Annotated in this window: 16 protein-coding genes; 5 read left to right on the top strand and 11 right to left on the bottom strand. The window is 61.9% G+C overall.

Annotated features, from left to right (window positions below; genetic code table 11):
• From Q0L57_RS23350 to Q0L57_RS23360, 3 genes are all read left to right on the top strand, one after another.
• Positions 1-758: aldehyde dehydrogenase family protein (locus tag Q0L57_RS23350; RefSeq protein ID WP_296745417.1), on the top strand; the 758-nt coding region annotated here is incomplete at its 5' end.
• Positions 759-793: 35 nt separating this feature from the next.
• Positions 794-2,173 (top strand): aspartate aminotransferase family protein, encoded by a 1,380-nt coding sequence (locus Q0L57_RS23355; RefSeq protein WP_296745418.1) that lies wholly within the window; start codon positions 794-796, stop codon positions 2,171-2,173.
• Between the two features lie 67 nt (positions 2,174-2,240).
• Positions 2,241-3,350 (top strand): alcohol dehydrogenase family protein, encoded by a 1,110-nt coding sequence (locus Q0L57_RS23360; RefSeq protein WP_296745419.1) that lies wholly within the window; start codon positions 2,241-2,243, stop codon positions 3,348-3,350.
• Positions 3,351-3,675: 325 nt separating this feature from the next.
• Here Q0L57_RS23360 and Q0L57_RS23365 read toward each other — a convergent pair whose 3' ends face one another.
• The 10 genes from Q0L57_RS23365 to Q0L57_RS23410 all read right to left on the bottom strand — a co-directional run bounded on the left by Q0L57_RS23365 (position 3,676) and on the right by Q0L57_RS23410 (position 14,481).
• Positions 3,676-4,860, bottom strand: coding sequence for an enolase C-terminal domain-like protein (locus tag Q0L57_RS23365; protein WP_296745420.1), 1,185 nt, complete (start codon positions 4,858-4,860; stop codon positions 3,676-3,678).
• Positions 4,861-4,863: 3 nt separating this feature from the next.
• Entirely contained in the window at positions 4,864-6,465 is a 1,602-nt protein-coding gene (locus Q0L57_RS23370; protein ID WP_296745421.1) for a GMC family oxidoreductase N-terminal domain-containing protein, read from the bottom strand.
• A gap of 7 nt (positions 6,466-6,472) precedes the next feature.
• Positions 6,473-7,909, bottom strand: coding sequence for an aldehyde dehydrogenase family protein (locus Q0L57_RS23375; RefSeq protein ID WP_296745422.1), 1,437 nt, complete (start codon positions 7,907-7,909; stop codon positions 6,473-6,475).
• Positions 7,906-8,658, bottom strand: coding sequence for an aldolase/citrate lyase family protein (locus Q0L57_RS23380; protein ID WP_296745423.1), 753 nt, complete (start codon positions 8,656-8,658; stop codon positions 7,906-7,908). The genes Q0L57_RS23375 and Q0L57_RS23380 overlap by 4 nt, the downstream gene beginning before the upstream one ends.
• The gene (locus Q0L57_RS23385) at positions 8,658-9,446 is read right to left on the bottom strand and encodes an SDR family oxidoreductase (protein ID WP_296745424.1); all 789 of its coding nucleotides are present in this window, start codon (positions 9,444-9,446) and stop codon (positions 8,658-8,660) included. Before Q0L57_RS23385 ends, Q0L57_RS23380 begins: the two co-directional genes overlap by 1 nt.
• A complete protein-coding gene (locus tag Q0L57_RS23390) occupies positions 9,443-10,612 on the bottom strand; it encodes a mandelate racemase/muconate lactonizing enzyme family protein (RefSeq protein WP_296745425.1) in 1,170 nt (389 codons plus the stop codon). Before Q0L57_RS23390 ends, Q0L57_RS23385 begins: the two co-directional genes overlap by 4 nt.
• A gap of 11 nt (positions 10,613-10,623) precedes the next feature.
• Positions 10,624-11,661, bottom strand: coding sequence for an ABC transporter ATP-binding protein (locus Q0L57_RS23395; RefSeq protein WP_296745426.1), 1,038 nt, complete (start codon positions 11,659-11,661; stop codon positions 10,624-10,626).
• A 54-nt stretch (positions 11,662-11,715) separates the two neighbouring features.
• Positions 11,716-12,786 carry a spermidine/putrescine ABC transporter substrate-binding protein gene (locus Q0L57_RS23400; RefSeq protein ID WP_296745427.1) on the bottom strand — a complete coding sequence of 357 codons (1,071 nt, stop codon included), beginning with the start codon at positions 12,784-12,786 and terminating at the stop codon, positions 11,716-11,718.
• 3 nt (positions 12,787-12,789) lie between these two features.
• Positions 12,790-13,509 (bottom strand): ABC transporter permease, encoded by a 720-nt coding sequence (locus Q0L57_RS23405; protein WP_296745428.1) that lies wholly within the window; start codon positions 13,507-13,509, stop codon positions 12,790-12,792.
• 81 nt (positions 13,510-13,590) lie between these two features.
• The gene (locus Q0L57_RS23410) at positions 13,591-14,481 is read right to left on the bottom strand and encodes an ABC transporter permease (protein WP_296745429.1); all 891 of its coding nucleotides are present in this window, start codon (positions 14,479-14,481) and stop codon (positions 13,591-13,593) included.
• Positions 14,482-14,572: 91 nt separating this feature from the next.
• Between Q0L57_RS23410 and Q0L57_RS23415 the strand changes: the two genes are divergently transcribed.
• Positions 14,573-15,427, top strand: a complete 855-nt coding sequence (locus tag Q0L57_RS23415; RefSeq protein WP_296745430.1) for a LysR substrate-binding domain-containing protein — start codon at positions 14,573-14,575, stop codon at positions 15,425-15,427.
• Between the two features lie 33 nt (positions 15,428-15,460).
• The gene (locus Q0L57_RS23420) at positions 15,461-16,192 is read left to right on the top strand and encodes an aldolase/citrate lyase family protein (RefSeq protein ID WP_296745431.1); all 732 of its coding nucleotides are present in this window, start codon (positions 15,461-15,463) and stop codon (positions 16,190-16,192) included.
• Between the two features lie 275 nt (positions 16,193-16,467).
• Here Q0L57_RS23420 and Q0L57_RS23425 read toward each other — a convergent pair.
• A partial coding sequence (locus tag Q0L57_RS23425) for a proline/glycine betaine ABC transporter permease (RefSeq protein ID WP_296745432.1) occupies positions 16,468-17,051 on the bottom strand: 584 nt, incomplete at its 5' end.

The following is a 17,051-nucleotide window of genomic DNA, read 5'->3' on the forward strand; positions in this document are numbered from 1 at the left end:
CCGGTTCGACCGAGGTCGGCCGGCTGATCGCCTCGCAGAGCGCGCCGACGATGAAGCGCCTGGTGATGGAGCTCGGCGGCCACGCGCCGCTGATCGTCTTTGACGATGCCGACATCGACAAGGCGATCGCAATCGCGCTCGACGCCAAATTCGCCACCTCCGGCCAAGACTGCCTCGCCGCCAACCGCATCTATGTTCAGCGACCGGTGTACGATCGCTTCTGCGCCGCTTTCGCCCGTGGTGTCGAGCGGTTGCGCACCGGCAGCGGGCTCTCGGGCGACGCCGATATCGGACCGCTGATGCATGAGCGGGCGGTCAAGAAGGTCGAAGAACAGGTGGCCGACGCGCTGACGCAGGGCGCGCGTTGCCTGACCGGCGGCAAGCGCCACGCGGCCGGACCGCTTTTCTACCAGCCGACGCTGCTCGTCGATGTGCCGGACGAAGCGTTGATCATGCGCGAAGAAACTTTTGGCCCGGTCGCCGCGGTGACACCGTTCGACGACGAAGCGGAAGTTATCGCCCGCGCCAATGCAACCGAATATGGCCTCGTCGCTTATGTCGTGACCGAGAACGGAGCACGACAGGCCCGCATGGGCCGCGCGCTGGAATACGGCATGGTCGCGATCAACCGTGTGAAGATCACCGGCGCGCCGATCCCGTTCGGTGGCGTAAAGCAGTCAGGCATCGGCCGCGAAGGCTCGCGCCACGGCCTGGAAGCCTTCACCGACCTCAAATACCTTTGCCTGGACGTCGCCTGAGCGCGCCCCCGCGAGGAAAACAACAGGAGAAAAAGATGCTCGAACAATCCAACGAACTCTCGGCCTGGGACCGCGACCACTTTTTCCATCCCTCGACGCATATGGGCACGCACGCACGGGGTGAGTCTCCAGCCAGAATCATGGCCGGCGGCGAAGGCGTGACCGTCTGGGACAACACCGGCCGGAAGAGCATCGACGCCTTCGCCGGCCTCTATTGCGTCAATGTCGGCTACGGCCGCCAGAAGATCGCCGATGCCATCGCAAGCCAGGCCAAGAACCTCGCCTACTACCATGCCTATGTCGGGCACGGCACCGAGGCCTCGATCACGCTTGCCAAGATGATCATCGACCGCGCTCCGAAGGGCATGTCGAGGGTCTATTTCGGCCTCTCCGGTTCCGACGCCAACGAAACCAACATCAAGCTGATCTGGTACTACAACAACGTTCTCGGCCGTCCGGAGAAGAAGAAGATCATCTCTCGCTGGCGCGGCTATCACGGTTCAGGCGTGATGACCGGATCGCTGACCGGGCTGGAGCTGTTCCATAGCGCCTTCGACCTGCCGCGCGCGCCGATCCTGCATACCGAGGCGCCCTATTATTTCCGCCGCGCCGACCGTTCGATGAGCGAGGAGCAGTTCTCCCAACATTGCGCCGACAAGCTGGAAGAAATGATCCTGGCCGAAGGCCCTGAAACGGTAGCGGCCTTCATCGGCGAGCCGATCCTCGGCACCGGCGGCATCGTGCCTCCGCCGGCCGGCTATTGGGAAAAGATCCAGGCCGTGCTCAACAAGTACGACGTGCTGCTGGTCGCCGACGAGGTGGTGACAGGCTTCGGCCGTCTCGGCACCATGTTCGGCTCCGACCATTACGGCATGAAGCCGGACCTGATCACCATCGCCAAGGGCCTGACCTCGGCCTACGCGCCGCTTTCGGGCGTCATCGTCTCCGACAAGGTCTGGCAGGTGCTGGTCAAAGGCTCGGACAAGCTGGGCTCGCTTGGCCATGGCTGGACCTATTCGGCGCATCCGATCTGCGTTGCCGCCGGCGTCGCCAATCTCGAGCTGATCGACGAAATGGACCTGGTGAGGAACGCCGGCGAGACCGGCGCCTATTTCCGGGCCGAGCTTGCCAGGGCCGTCGGTGGCCACAGGCATGTCGGCGAGGTGCGCGGCGACGGCATGCTGGCCGCGATCGAATTCGTCAAGGATCGCGACGACCGTGTCTTCTTCGATCCGGCGCTGAAGGTCGGACCCCAGATCGCCACCGCGCTCGCCGCCAGCGGCGTCATCGGCCGCGCCATGCCGCAGGGCGACATCCTGGGCTTCGCGCCGCCGCTTTGCCTGACGCGCGAGGAAGCCGACACGATCGTCGCCAGGACCGCCGATGCGGTGAACAGCGTGTTTGCAGGCCTCTGAGCAGTTCCAGGGAAATCGTGAAACGGTTTTCCGTCCGGAATTGCGTGGAAACAAGGACAGAAGCGACATGAACGCCATGACCAGAACCGTCCCCGCCACAATGGCCGCCGTGCAGCTTACCGGCCACGGCGGTCTGGAGAAGCTCGTCTACCGCACGGATGTGAAGGTGCCCGTGCCAGCCGCCGGCGAGGTCCTGGTCAAGGTCAGCGCCTGCGGCATGAATAACACGGACGTCTGGGTTCGCCAGGGTGCCTATGGCACCGAGGAAGACGCCGGTGCGGTGTCGACCTGGCGCCGCCAGGGCAACACGCTCGTTTTCCCGCGCATCCAGGGCACGGACACGGTGGGCACGATCGTCGCCGCAGGCGACGGCGTGTCCGCCGAGCGTATCGGCGAGCGCGTGATGGTCGACTTCTCCATCTACAACCGAGAGGACGATTCGCTCGCCGACATCGACTATATGGGCCATGGTCGCGACGGCGGTTATGCCGAATACCAGGCGCTGCCGGTCGAGAACGCGCATGTCGTCGACACCGACTTGAGCGATGTCGAGCTCGCCACCTTCTGCTGCGCCTACCTCACCGGAGAGCAGATGCTGGAGCGCGCCGCACTGAGGGCCGGCGAGCGGGTACTGGTCACGGGCGCCTCAGGCGGCGTCGGCTCCGGCATCGTGCAGTTGGCACGGGCGCGCGGCGCAATTCCCTATGCCGTGGTCGGCAAGGGCAAGGAGCAGGCGGTGCTCGATATCGGCGCCGAGAAGGTGATCACGCGCGGCGTGGCCGACCTGCCTGCCGCCGTTCACGAAGCAACCGCTGGCCAACCCATCGACGTGGTCGCCGACCTTGTTGGCGGGGCGATCTTCAATGACCTCTTGCGGATCCTGCGGCCCGAGGGCCGCTACACCACAGCGGGCGCCATCGCCGGTCCGGTCGTGCAACTCGACTTGAGAACGATGTATCTCAAGCAGCTTCAGCTCAATGGCTCGAGCCAGGGCACACGGGCGGATTTCCGGCGGATCGTGCGCTACGTCGAGGAGAAGAAAATCCGGCCGGTCGTCGGCGGCGTCTACAGACTGTCGGATTTCCACCGCGCCCAGACCGATTTCATGGCCAAGGACTTTGTCGGCAAGCTGGTGGTCGTGCCGGACGCAATGTGGGGCGATGGCCAGGATCGTTGAGCCGGACGGACCGATCGCGTGTCAGCCAACACCTCCGCCGTTTCCGGTGTTGGCGCGATCGCGATGCGTGGTCTGGAATCTGAGAGAAATCGAGACCTGATTGGAGCAGCGCCGTCGGTCATACACAGGGGGCCTCGCGAAGGTCGCGTCCGGCCCGACGTTCGCCTGCGTCGCACCCGGCCGGTAAAGACGTGACTGGCTGAAGGGGCTTCGTCCGCTATGGGCCCGTGAGCGGACAGTCAGCCTTCAGGCTATCCTGCCGGAGAGCTACTTTAGCAATCCAGCGTCGCGTCGAATGGGACTTTCTTGCGCTCGTGTGTCAATGTCACGTCCGCAAGCACGGCGTGCGGTAAAGGATCCGATCGCTAAACCTGATTTCTAGATCCACGACGCGGTCTTCCACTCCGTCCAGATTCATCGCAATGCCGAGGCCGGGAGCTTCAGGCGAAACAATCATGCCTCCTGGGCCGATTTCGAGGTGGTCGGCACAAATCGCCCAGGACAGGGAAGTCCTGTCGCTGGGGTATTCGCAGAGGCTGTGCCGCTCAAGACCGGCATATGCGGATAGGGACGCACTAAGCGCCAGGTGGGATGTATAGGTGTGATTCAGATAAACGGCACCGCCCTCGTCGGCGAAACGGGCTATCTCCGCTGCTGCGCCAATTCCACCGACGCGACCGCAATCGATCTGGATAATCCCGATACCGCCGATGTCCAGCAACTGTCTGGCATGCGCAACACTGTTCGCGTTCTCACCTGCAGCGACATGATCGCGACCATGCTTCCTAGCTAAATCGGCATAGGCATCAAGCGCCGTCGGGATGAAAGGCTCCTCCACCCATTCTACCGAGAACTCTTCCAGCAGCGGTTGGTATCTCGTCGCAGCGGACACGTCAGTGCCCCAAACACGCGCTGCATCAAGGAACAGACGTGCATCCTTCCCCAGTCCCTCCCGGGCGGCTGCGAGTTGAGCGCGATCCGCGAGCAGGTTGCCGCTGCCAAAGCCATTCCAACCGGTCTTCACGGCATGGAAACCGCTCGCCCTGATTTGTTCCATTCGGCGGAAGGTCTCCTGCGGCGTCGAGGCGAAGGGCATGACGACATAGGGAACTTTAGGAAATGCCTCCCTATACCCAAGGAGCCGATAGGCCGGTTCCTGGTGCATCTTGCCGAGCAGGTCCCAAAGCGCCATCTCAACGCCGGAAAAGACATGCGGCGCTTGCAGCACGTTCATGCTCTTCGTCGCGACGGACCGGGTGATCGCAGCGATGTCCGCGGGATCGTCGAGCTTTTGGCCGATCACCGAAGCCGCGACGGGCTGCGAGGTGCTGTGCGACTCCGGCGTGACGAAAGCTGCCAGCGACACCAGGGGCGCTGCTTCGCATTCACCCCAGCCTTCGTGGGCGGCCGCCCTCACCCGAACCAGCAGCGTATCCTTGACCGGATCGCGGTCGGGGTCGAAATCGGGCACCTGCAGCAAGAACAGATCGATAGCTTCGACGCTGGCCACGGCTTAGCCCTTGTCCGCAAGTATCAGGTCCGAGGCACGTTCGCCGATCATCATCGTCGGCGCATTCGTATTGCCGCTTACGAGATGCGGCATGATCGAAGCGTCGACAACTCTCAGCCGTGACACCCCGTGCACGCGCAGGCGGTTGTCAACGACAGCAAGCGGGTCGTTGCCCATCTTGCAGGTGCCAACCGGATGAAACACCGTCACGCTCTCGCGACGCAGGAACTCTTCCCATTGCTGGTCCGTCGTCTGGCTTGGCCCGGGCGCAAGTTCCTCCATCACATGCTGCGCGAGTGGCGGAGTTGCAAATATCCGGCGAATGCGACGGCAGCCGGAAATCAGCGCCCGCACGTCCGATTCCGCATCAAGGAGCCGGCTGAAAATGCGTGGCGGATCGCGAAAGTCGGCGCTGCGCAGTCCAATATGGCCGCGGCTCGCAGGTCGGCTGATGTTCGGGATCGCGGTGACCACGGGATCCTTCAGGATGATGAGCGCCTCCGGCGTCAACTTGTAGCCGACCGGCGTGAAGTGCAGTTGCAGGTCGGGGTCCGGCTGACCCTGGTCGGAGCGGACAAAGGCCATGGCCTGTGCTCCTGGAGCAGTTGCGGGCCCACGACCGAAAAGCAGCCAATTCAGCCCATGGAGTGCCGTTTTGACCGCACCGACTTCGGAATTATAGGTCGGCTGGTCCACCCGATAGGTTAGATAGACGCCGACATGGTCCTGCAGGTTCTTGCCGACCCCCGGCAAGTGATGTTGTGCCGCGATGCCGGTTTCCGACAGCTCAGCGGTGTCGCCAACGCCCGAAAGCATCAAGAGTTGCGGCGAAGCGATGGAACCCGCCGATAAGATGACGTCGCGGCGTGCATGCACCACGTGGCGGCTGCCGTCGCGTCGGAAATACTCAATACCATTCGCGATGCCTTCCTCGACCAGGACGCGCGACACCTGCGCTTTGGTTCGAACTTCCAGATTCGCGCGGCCGCGAACTGGCTTCAAATAGGCATCCGCGGCGCTGTGGCGCCGGCCGAAAATTTGATTTGCCTGGATGAAGCCTGCCCCCTCCTGCGTTCGACCGTTGAAATCGCTGTTGGCCTGAAGGCCGCTGACGATCGCCGCTTCGACGAACTTCTCGGCAAGCGGGTGGCGACTGCGCAGGTTGGATGTCCGCAGCGGCCCGTCGCCACCGCGATAGTCGTCACCGCCGTTCTCGTTCGTCTCGCTTCGCTTGAAGTAGGGGAGCACGTCGGCATAGGACCAGCCGTAGTTGCCGAGAGCGGCCCAGCTGTCATAGTCGCTTGCCTGGCCGCGCATATAGACCAGGCCGCAGAGCGAAGAACTGCCGCCGATTACCTTGCCGCGCGGCCAGATATCCTTGCGGCCGTGGCGTGTTGGGTCAGGTTCGGTCAGATAGTTCCAGTCGTATTTCGGGTTGCCTATACCGTAGAGGTCGGTCGCCGCCGGCATCTTGATCACCGGCGACCAGTCGCTGCCGCCGGCTTCGATCAACAGGACGCTGTTCCTGCCATCGGCGGAGAGACGGTTGGCCAGCACGCAGCCAGCCGAACCCGCGCCGACTATGATGAAGTCGAAATGTTCCATGCCTTGTCTAGCTGTAGCGATGATAGACGGTGCGGATTTGCGTGTACTTCAGGACGCCGTGCTTCCCGTCCTCGCCGCCGATCCCGGATTCCTGATGCCCGGTGTGAAAGCCTTGCAGCGCCTCGCCCATGGCGCGGTTGATGTAGACTTCGCCGAAGCGCAGATCGTTCTGCGCCTGCATGATGAGCCGATAGTCGTTGCTGAAGACGAACGCCGTCAAACCGTAGCGCGTCGCATTGGCAAGGCGGATAGCTTCATCGTAGCGCCCGATGCGGATGACTGGCGCGAGTGGCCCAAAGATCTCTTCATTGAAGAGCGACATGGCGGGAGTCACCCCGGTGATCACCGTGGGGCGGATCCAGTAGCCTTCGCGCGGAAGCGACGGCAGTCCGTATCCGCCGCACACAAGGTGAGCGCCTTCCGCCCGCGCCCGATCGATCGCCTGCCTGACCTTGCCGAACTGCGTTGCATTGACCAGCGGCCCGAGGTCGGTTTCGCCATGCCGATCCCCGACACGCAGCCGGTTGGCGTATTCCACGAGCCGCTCGACGAAAGCATCGTGGACATCTTGATGAACAAGAATTCGTTCCGCAGAGGTGCAGACCTGCCCACTGTTTTCGAAGCTCGAAAAGGCAAGAGCCTCAGCAGCCAGATCGAGGTCAGCATCCTTCCACACGATTGCAGGGGCGCTGCCGCCAAGTTCGAGCGACACCCGCGCCAGCGTGCCTGCCGCCCCGGTCATGATCTTCTTGCCGGTTTCGCGATGGCCCGTCATCGTGATCATGTTGACCAGCGGATGCGAACAAAGTGCTGCGCCGACGGATCCGCCACCGGTTACAAGATTAAACACTCCAGGCGGCAGGCAGCCGCTTTCGGCGATCAGCCTGGCGGCACGGATGCAGGCCAGTGGTGTGACCTCGCTCGGCTTGAGGATCACGGTGTTGCCAGTGATGAGCGCAGGGGCAACCTTGCGGACGAAAAGGTCGAGAGGGTAATTCCAGGCGGTGATGGCAGCCACGACCCCGATGGGCACGCGGCTGAGCAGTATCGTCTCGTGGGCATTGTCCGAGGGCACGATCTCGCCCTCGATACGCCGATCCCATTGCGCCATGTAGTCGAGATAGATCGCGGAGTTCTCCACATCCTCCAGCGCCTTAGCAATTGGCTTGCCGGTTTCCGAGCAAAGCAGCTCGGCCAGTTCGCGACGGTGCCTTCGGAACCATGCCGCTATGACGCGCAGAGCCTCGCCTCGGCGCCACGGCTCGAGCGCACCCCAAGCGGGCTGCGCCGAGGCCGCCGCCTCGGCAGCGCGAACGACTTGCTCGGTGCTTGCACTTGCAACGCAGGCGATTTCCTTTTCGGTCGCCGGATCGACCACCGGAAGGGACGGACCTGCGCCCGCCTCCCACGCACCGTCGATCCAAATGGTCTCGGCGGGATTCACTCGGACTGCTCTAGGATGGTTATGCCGGCGGCGAGCCCGTCTCGAAGGGCGGTCACATCGTCGGTGGTGGCCATGAAGCCGATGTTGAGGCTGCGGGCGAGGTCGCGGTCGCGCGCGCTCGATATAGGCATCGCCCAAGGCTTGTCCTTGGCGATCGCGGCGTTTGCAATTCGCCGGATATCGTCGTGATCGCGGCCGTCGGCGACATACTCACCGCGCCCACGCGCCAGCGACAGGTCATTCGGGCCGATGAACAGGCCATCGACCGTTTTGAGATCTGCGATCTGCTCTACTTCTTCGAGCGCCTGAGCGGTTTCGATCATCACCCAGCACTTCGTGCGCCGGTTCTCGGCCTCAACGAAGTTGCCAGGCGCCGGCGCGTAGTTGACGGTCTTGCCGCCGCCGAAGCCGCGCGCGCCGAGTGGCGGAAATTTTGCGAAGGCGGTCGCAGCGCGCGCATGCGCGACACCTGCGATCTGCGGAAGAATGACGCCATCACTGCCGAAGTCGAGCGCGTGCTGGATCGATACGCGCTCCGCGCTGTCGACGCGCGTATAGACGGTAAGCCCGAAAGCCTTGGCGAGCGTGATGCTGCGCGCCGCGGTCGATGGCTCGAACGTGCCGTGCTCCATGTCGATGATCACGGTGCTGTAGCCGAGGATCGATGCGATCTCACAGGCGTTCTCATTGGGCGTCATCAGCCAGAACGCCAGTTCCGTGTGTCGATTCGCCATGCGAATTACAGTCATCAGTTCCCTCCAAACGACCCGGCCATGGCCCCGCCATCGACGGGGTACAGGCCGCCTGTAAGATAGCTCGCGGCCGGTGAACACAGGAAAATCGCCAGGTTCGCGACGTCTTCCACCTGGGCGAAGCGACCCATCGGGATACCGGTTCGCCAATTCGCGGCGTCTTGCGGCGAGGCAACCGTTCGGAACATCTCCGTTTCGACCACATGCGGCAGCAGAGCGTTGACGCGGATGTTCTCCCGGGCGTGGTCCAGCGCCAAAACCTTGGTGAGCCCGACGACGCCGAATTTTGTAGCGCAGTAGACTGCGCGACGCTCGAAGCCGGTGACTCCCGCGGTCGAGGAAACCTGAATGATCGAGCCGCCTTCGCCGTGCTTGCGGGCCTCCGCGATAAAACGCTTGGACAGCCACAGAACGCTATTGAAGTTCAGCTCCATCAGCTCGTCGGTGCGCTCAGGCGATATGGCGTCGGTGGTGATGCCCCAGGAGCGGCCGGCGTTATTGATGAGGATATCGATCCGGTCATGGGCAAGCAGGGCCTGATCGAACACTGTATCCGCCGTGCCGCGGATCGAGAGGTCGCCACCAATCGCAGTCACCCTATGCCCATCGCGCACCAACCGATTCGCGCCGCGCTGAAGCTTTTCGAAATCGATGTCCTGGACGACCAATTGCGCGCCGAGATCAGCGAAAGCCTTCGCGATCCCGGCGCCAATGCCGCCCGCGGCGCCGGTCACCAGCACTACCTTCCCGCGAAACAGGTCTTTTTCGAAAGTATGCGCATTCATGGTGTGGCCCGCCATGCCGCCAACGCGGCTTCATCGATATCAAGTCCGAGTCCGGGCCGGTCGAAAGGTTCGACCATGCCGTCGTCGTAGGTGAAAAGGGGCGCGCGCAAGAATTCTTCCCGCCACGGAGAAGGGTCCATGTCGCACTCGAAATAATCGCCGTTCGGCAACGCGTAGAGGAGATTGATGCAGGCGGCGAGGCTGACGGCGGTGCTGTAGTTCTTGCTCGAAAACCCGAGATGGCGCATCTGCGCATAGGCCGCGATCTTGCGAGCCTCGGTAATGCCGCCGACCTGGATGGCATCGGGCTGAACCATTTGGATGGCCCCGGCGTCCATCATCGCGGCAAAATTGAACTTGCTCGTCTCCGTCTCGAAACCGGCGATCGGGATCCTGGTGCGGCGCGCCAGTTCGGCGCAGCCGTTGATGTTTTCCGGTTGGGTCGGTTCCTCGAACCAACGAATGCCGATGCGTTCGAACTCGTCCGCATAAGCCATGGCCGTGCGGGCATCGAGCGAGGTCGTTGCGTCGCACATCAAATCGCGATCGCCGCCGATCGCCTCGCGTGCGGCCCGGACGCGGGCGAGATCGCCTTTCAGTGTCGTTCTCAGAGGTGTGTCGAGAACGCCCGCATGCACGGCAGCGGCGACATTGCCGACCTTCATCTTGTAGCCGCGATAGCCGGCGGCGGCCGCCTTGGCTACGTCTGCCGCGAGATCGTCGACCGAATAATCGCGCCGATAGTAGCCGCTCGATGCATATGCAGAGAGCGGCCGCCCGAAACCGCCGAGCAACCGCCACACCGGCTCGCCAGCCGTTTTGCCCAGAATGTCCCACAGAGCGATGTCGATCGCCGATAGGCAGGAAAGCAAAATGCCCTTGCGGCCGTGATAGTAGGTCTCCTGGTAGACCTTTTCCCACAGGTACTCGAGGCGGCGCGGATCGTGACCCACGATCAGTGGCTGAATTTCCTTTTCAAGAACGGTCGTGGTCGTCGCCCAGGGACCACCCCACATCGCCGCCTCGCCCCAGCCGAAAATATCGGGATCGTCGGTATGCACCTTGACCAGCACGGCTTCGCGCGACTGGTACTCGCCGCGCGGGTAAGTGAGCGGATAGGGCATCTGGTAACCGAGGCAGAATGTCTCCAGGCCGGTGATTTTCATCGTTTTCGCACTCAGTTGACGCGCAGGCAGACGATACGGTCGCGTTGCAGTTCCAGATTCACGCGATCGCCTGTCTTGAACGGTTGATAGCTTTCGTTGCGCACGGTGAGTGCCACGGCGGGCGAAAGACGAACTACATACTCGGTAATGCCGCCAAGGAAGCGGCTGTGCTCGACCGTCCCGGAGAGCTCGGACGAAGCCGAGGGGGCCGAAAGACGGATATCCTCGGGGCGGATAGCGACAGCCTGCGCGTCCGGATCCGCCTGGGAGGGGAGAGAAATAGCAATGTTGTCGCCGACGGAGAATTTGCCGGCCTCCAATACCTTGCCCCTGACCACGTTGGCACCGCCGATGAAGTCCGCGACAAAAGCAGTTTGCGGGTTGCGGTAGAGCCTTGTCGGCGTGTCCAGTTGCTCGACGATGCCGCCATTCATGACAGCGACGTAGTCCGACAGGACGAGCGCTTCGCTCTGATCATGGGTGACGAAGACGGTCGTGATCTTGAGCTCACGGACGATGCGGTTGATCTCGTCGCGCATCTCTTCGCGCAGCTTGAGGTCAAGCGCCGACAGCGGTTCATCGAGCAGGAGAATGTCCGGTCGGATTGCCAGCGCTCTTGCCAATGCCACACGCTGCTGTTGGCCGCCCGAAAGCTGCTTCGGGGCGCGTTCGGCGAATTTGCTCATCCGTACGATGTCAAGCACCGAGTTGACCCGTTCGTCGCGGTCGGCGCGCCCCATGCCGCGCATCTTGAGGCCAAAGGCGACATTGTCGGCGACGCTCATATGCGGGAACAGGGCGTAGGACTGGAAGACCATGCCGATGTTGCGATAACGTGCGGCCGTATGCGTGATGTCGCGGCCGGCAAGCAAAATGGTGCCTGCCGACGGTTGCTCGAAACCGGCAATCATGCGCAACGTCGTCGTCTTGCCGCAGCCTGATGGGCCCAGAAGGCTCAGAACCTCGCCCTGCGAAAGCGAGAAGCTGACGCCCTTTACGGCGTGGAACGAACTGAAGGATTTTTCGATGTGATCGAGCTTGAGGGTCACTGTCTTTTCACCGGATGAAGGCGGCCGGGCTGCGGGCGCCCGGCCGCGCTTGGCTCACTGGACCTGGGCCTTGGCTTTTTGCCAGATATCAGTCGACTTCTTTTCGTATGCGGCGCCGAGATCGCGCTGGAACTGGACATGCGCCAGGTTCTCTTCGGTCTTATCGACGCCGAGGCTCTCCCGCAGTGCCGGATCCATGAGGGCGGCGGCCTTCTTGTTGGCGGGCGCATAGCCGAGTTGCTTTGCGAGGTCGGCCTGTGTCTCTGCCGAGATCATGTGGTTGATAAAGGCGTAAGCCGCCTCTTTGTGCGGGGCGTTCTTGATCAGGCAAGGGCCATCGTACCAGGCGATAAAGCCCTCCTCCGGGTATACCAGTTGGAGATTCTTCAGTCCCTTGGCCTTTGCCTGGCGGTAACCTCCGTCGTCCGTGTCGGCGATCCATATTTCCCCGGTGGCAAGGAGCTGAGCCATTTCATCGTAATGCTGGTAGACAGTGCGCACCTGAGGCATGTCTGCCGCGAGTGTCTTTTCGACCTGACCCCACTGCTCGTCATTCAGCGGGCCATACTTCAATCCCGACTGGAAAACGGTGCGATAGGCCTGCTCGTTCGCCTTGTCGATCTTGCCGATGCGGCCCTTGAACTTGCCCGAGTAGACATCCTTCCACGACTTGATCGGACCTCCTGTTTTCGACGGGTCGTATGCGATCAGTCCGTTGGCGCCCCAGGAATAGGTCACATGGTCGTAAGTGCCGTCGGCCTTGGGTTTCTGGAAAGGCTCATACATATCCTTGAAGTTCGAAAGCTTCGAAACGTCGATGGGATCGGTAAGGCCCTGCTTCATGGCCACCTCCTCCTGACCCACGCCCAGGAAGACCACATCATAGGTGCCAAGACCGGCGGCGCGGATCTTGTTCATCGCCTCCTTCTCGTCGGCGTAGTAGTCGATGTTGACCTTGACGCCATATGCTTTCTCGAAGGCCGGCAAGGCGAAATCGATATAGTTGCCCCAGCTCAGGACATTGATCTCACCGCCGATTTTCTTCTCATCGGCGAAACTTGCGCCGGTGAGACCAAGTGTGACTAGAGCCGCTGCGGAAACCGCCAGCAGTTGACGCTTATTCATGCACTACCTCCCATGATGATGCTCTTTGCGTTTGGACCAGGTGAGACGGAACGCCACGGCGCTGAGAATGAGCGTCGCGACGAGGATGAGGGTGGATACCGCGTTGATCTTCGGAGTAATTCCCACTTTGACGATCGAATAGATCCGTATCGGCAGCGTGGTCGTGCCGGCGGAAGTGAGGAAAAAGCTCACGACGAATTCGCCGATCGAAATGGTGAAAGCGAAGAGCGCGGCACCGATTATGCCGGGCATGATCCCAGGCAAGGTCACACGGGAAAGCACTGACATTTCGCTGGCGCTCAGCCCTCTTGCAGCCTCCTCCAGCGTGCGGTCGAAGCGGGCGAGGCTCGAAATCAAAATGAATGTGCAATAGGGCAGCGAGAGAAGGACGTGGCCCAGCAACATGGCAACGAAGCCTGTCTGGAAGCCGACATAGCGGGCGAAGAGCAGCAGCGAGACACCCATGATAATGCCCGGCGCCAGCATGGGCATCACGGTCAGCAGCATGAAAAGGCTCTTGCCGCGGAAGTCGTGGCGAACGATCGCAAGCGCCGACATCAGGCCCAACGCCGTCGCTATCAAGGTCGACGTTGCGCCGATTTCAAGGCTGGTCCAGAGCGATTGCAGCGTTTTGGTATCGGCAAGCAGGTCGGCGTACCAATGTGTATCGAGATGCCGGATCGGCAGCGTCGTGATGGTGTCATGGTTGAAGCTGGTGATCACGACGAGCGTGATTGGCAGGTAGACCAGCGCGTAGACGAGCGTGGTGAACGACCCGAGAATCCAGCGTGTCATCATAGCCCCCTACTCGCGTCCCAGCATGCTGCGATTGACATCGAGGAAACGGCCGACGATCAGGAGGCAGGCGAGAATGCTTGCGAGCAGCACGATCGAAAGCGCTGCGCCGAAAGGCCAGTCGAAGTTCGAGAAGGCTGTCGTGATGAGGTTGCCGTACATGATGCCCTTCAGGCCGCCGAGCATGTTCGGCACGACATATTCCCCGACCGCCGGAATGAAGGTGATCAAGCAGCCCGCCGTGATGCCTGGCGCAATAAGCGGAAGCGTGACGTAGAAGAAGCGGCGTGCCGGATCCGCACCGAGATTCTCGGCCGCCTCCAGCACCGAATTGTCGAGGCGCTCGATCGAAGCGTAGATCGGCACCAGCATGTAGGGCAGATAGATATAGACAAGGCCGATGACGACAGCGGTCTTGGTGAAAAGCAGCTTGATCGGCTCCTGTATGAGACCGGCCGACAAAAGCAGCCAGTTCATGAGCCCAGACTCGCCGATCACCAGGTTCCAGGAATAGGTGCGTATGAGAACGCTCACCCAGCCCGGAACGATCAGGGCAAGCACGAGCAGAACGCGCCAGCGCGGTGAAACGAAGCGAACGATGTAGTAGGCGAGGGGCAGCGCCAGAGCCAGCGAGCCGATCGTGGTCAAGAGCGCCATGCCGGCGGACGACCATAACGTGTCGAGATACAGCGGGTCCTGGATGATCCGCTGATATTGGGTGAGCTGAAGCGTCGGCTGAACCAGATAATTGTCGTCGATCGCCCAGAAGCCATAGACCGCCATGAGTGAAATCGGTGCGACGAAGAGGACCAGCAACGTCAACAGCGGCGGGATCAGCAAGACGGCGAGTTGCGCGCGTCCGCTGCTAAATGCTGCTCTATGGGCTGCCGGTGTCCCCACTCGGGTCCTCCTCACGTCTTGAAAAGCACGCTAGAGGCAGCTAAGGTATTTTACAAATTTATTGTTCTTATGAACTCCATTTAGAAACGCAATGGCAAGCGATATCGACATCGATCTGTTGAGGGCCTTTGCCACCGTCCATCAGGCCGGTGGCTTCTCGCAGGCAGCCGAGATTCTTGGCCGCAGCCAGCCTGCGATAAGCTTGCAGATCAAACGCCTGGAGGACCGCGTCGGTGCCCAGGTTTTCGAACGCACTCCCGCCCGCGGTGCCCCGCTGACGCCGGCCGGGCTGACGCTGATGGAATATGCGCGCCAGATCATCGCTTTGCACGACGAGGCGCTCGCGCGGCTGACGCTTCCGAGCCTCAAGGCTTTCGTGCGACTTGGGATCCTCGAAGAGCTCGGCAACAATCGCCTGCCGGCCGTGTTGTACTCCTTCTCGAAAGTCTTCCCGGAGGCGAACCTCCAGGTCCAGGTCAAACTCAGCAACAGCCTGATGCTCGAGATGTTGCAGGGCCGTCTCGACATCATCGTGGTCGCGGCGGATGCGGACGCTCCTAATTCTCTATCATTGTGGTCCGAGCAGTTGGTTTGGGTAGCATCGAATGCAGTGCCAAGCCCGATGCGGCAACCGCTGCCGTTGGTGGCATTGCCAGACCCGTGTTTCTACCGCAAAGCGGCGATCAGGGCGCTGTCCGGCACCGGGCAGCCTTGGATCAATGTTTGCACCAGCAGCACAATGGCAGGCATTCGCGCCTCGGTCATTGCGGGCATCGGGGTCACCGCGATGGGCAGAAGCGAGGTTACCGAGGGATTGCGCATTCTTGGAACCGACTCAGGCCTACCAAAGCTCTCCGAGGCCGAGGTCGCGATCTATTATCGCGACAAGGCATTTGAACCTGTCGCCAAGACCCTAGCCGCTCATGTCCGCAAATCGATCGTCTAGCGCGACCGAGCGAACTTCAGGACTGGAAGTCGCATGACCGAACCGACGAAAACCGCCATCGCCTTTTGGCTCGAAAGCGACAACCAGAAGGCTTGCGAACTCGCGCGCCTCGCAGGCTTCGAGGTGGTCTTGTTCGACATGGAGCATGGCGTGCTCGACCTTCCAGCGCTCGACAGGCTGCTGCCCTTTTGCAAGGCGCTTGGATTGGCGGCCTATGTGCGGCTGGCGGAGGCCACTCGCCCCAACATACAACACGCGCTCGACATCGGCGCGGATGCGATCGTGCTTCCTCAACTGCGGGACCTCGCGCATGCCCGGGAGGTAACGGAATTTGCCAAATTCGCTCCGCTCGGCACACGCGGTGTCGGTTACGGCCGGACCCAGCAATACCAGGGCGCAACAAATGAGTTCTTTGTCGCCGAGAACGAAAGGCGCCTTTGCTATGCGATGATCGAGACCGCGGGGGCGTTCGCGGATGCGGCGGCAATAGCGGCGCTGCCTTCCGTCGATGGACTTTTCGTGGGTCCAGGCGATCTTTCGATAGCAAGGGCGCGCGGCGCCTTCGCGGCGACCGACGCAGATCTGGAGGACCTTCGCCACATCGCCAGAGCGGCAATCCTGGAGGGCAAGCAATGGGGTGCCGCGGCAGGGAATCCTCGCCTGCGCGAAGCAGCACTTGCGCTTGACCCTGCCTTCGTCACGGTTGGCGACGACATCACGGCCCTCGCGATCGGCTTTTCGACGCTGCGAGCCGGCGCTGACTGAGCAATAGCTTTCCCACCTCGCGACCTTTGAGTCGCCGGCACGGGCTATCCGAGGCCAGGAGCGCCAGAATCAATCGGGCCGGTGCCGCTCTCTATCGGAATCGTCGAATGATCTGTGCGTATGTGAGGCGTGAGATGGACGAGCGAAGGTCCGGATCGGGGCAGCAAAGGGAATGGCGGCTCTACCGATGCTTAGGAGCGATGCCGACCTTATAGCTAATCAGGATCAGCTTGAGCCAGGAGATGAACCGCCGTTGAGCGCTCCAGGTGAGCCCGCTATCCACCTGACTGCGACGCATTGCCCTGAACGATGCGATCAATGACCATAGCGCAGAGCAGGATCGCGAAGCCTGCGAGAAGGCCCTGGCCGACGGCGGCGTATTGCAGCGCGTTCAGCACATCCTCGCCGAGCCCCTTGGCTCCGATCAGCGAAGCGATGACGACCATGGAAAGACACATCAGGATCGTCTGGTTGATGCCGGCCATGATCGAAGGCTTGGCCAGCGGCAGGTCCACACGCGTCAGCAGAAACCACCGTGTCGCGCCATAGGCCTGCGCCGCCTCGCGGATGCTGGCCGGAACGCCTTGCAGGCCAAGGGCCGTCAAACGCACGACTGGCGGCGTGCCGAAGATCAATGTGGCAATGATACCCGGCGGCTTGCCGATACCGAACAGCGCGATGACGGGGATGAGGTAGACAAATGCCGGCATGGTTTGCATGAAATCCAGCACCGGGCGTATGGCGGCATAGACGCGCGGCCGGCGGCCGCACCATATGCCGAGCGGAATCCCGATCGCGAGGCACAGGATCGCCGCCGTGCCGAGCAGCGCGATCGTGTCGAGGCTCTTTTCCCAGAAGC

Source organism: Mesorhizobium sp., assembly GCF_024509055.1.
Classification (GTDB): Bacteria; Pseudomonadota; Alphaproteobacteria; order Rhizobiales; family Rhizobiaceae; genus Mesorhizobium.

What these genes read in the sequence shown, in the direction of transcription:
- Q0L57_RS23385 (WP_296745424.1), bottom strand. Translation starts at nt 9,446, where the DNA reads ATGAATGCGCATACTTTCGAAAAAGACCTGTTTCGCGGGAAGGTAGTG.
- Q0L57_RS23420 (WP_296745431.1), top strand. Translation starts at nt 15,461, where the DNA reads ATGACCGAACCGACGAAAACCGCCATCGCCTTTTGGCTCGAAAGCGAC.
- Q0L57_RS23355 (WP_296745418.1), top strand. Translation starts at nt 794, where the DNA reads ATGCTCGAACAATCCAACGAACTCTCGGCCTGGGACCGCGACCACTTT.
- Q0L57_RS23380 (WP_296745423.1), bottom strand. Translation starts at nt 8,658, where the DNA reads ATGACTGTAATTCGCATGGCGAATCGACACACGGAACTGGCGTTCTGG.
- Q0L57_RS23390 (WP_296745425.1), bottom strand. Translation starts at nt 10,612, where the DNA reads ATGAAAATCACCGGCCTGGAGACATTCTGCCTCGGTTACCAGATGCCC.
- Q0L57_RS23360 (WP_296745419.1), top strand. Translation starts at nt 2,241, where the DNA reads ATGAACGCCATGACCAGAACCGTCCCCGCCACAATGGCCGCCGTGCAG.
- Q0L57_RS23370 (WP_296745421.1), bottom strand. Translation starts at nt 6,465, where the DNA reads ATGGAACATTTCGACTTCATCATAGTCGGCGCGGGTTCGGCTGGCTGC.
- Q0L57_RS23400 (WP_296745427.1), bottom strand. Translation starts at nt 12,786, where the DNA reads ATGAATAAGCGTCAACTGCTGGCGGTTTCCGCAGCGGCTCTAGTCACA.
- Q0L57_RS23415 (WP_296745430.1), top strand. Translation starts at nt 14,573, where the DNA reads ATGGCAAGCGATATCGACATCGATCTGTTGAGGGCCTTTGCCACCGTC.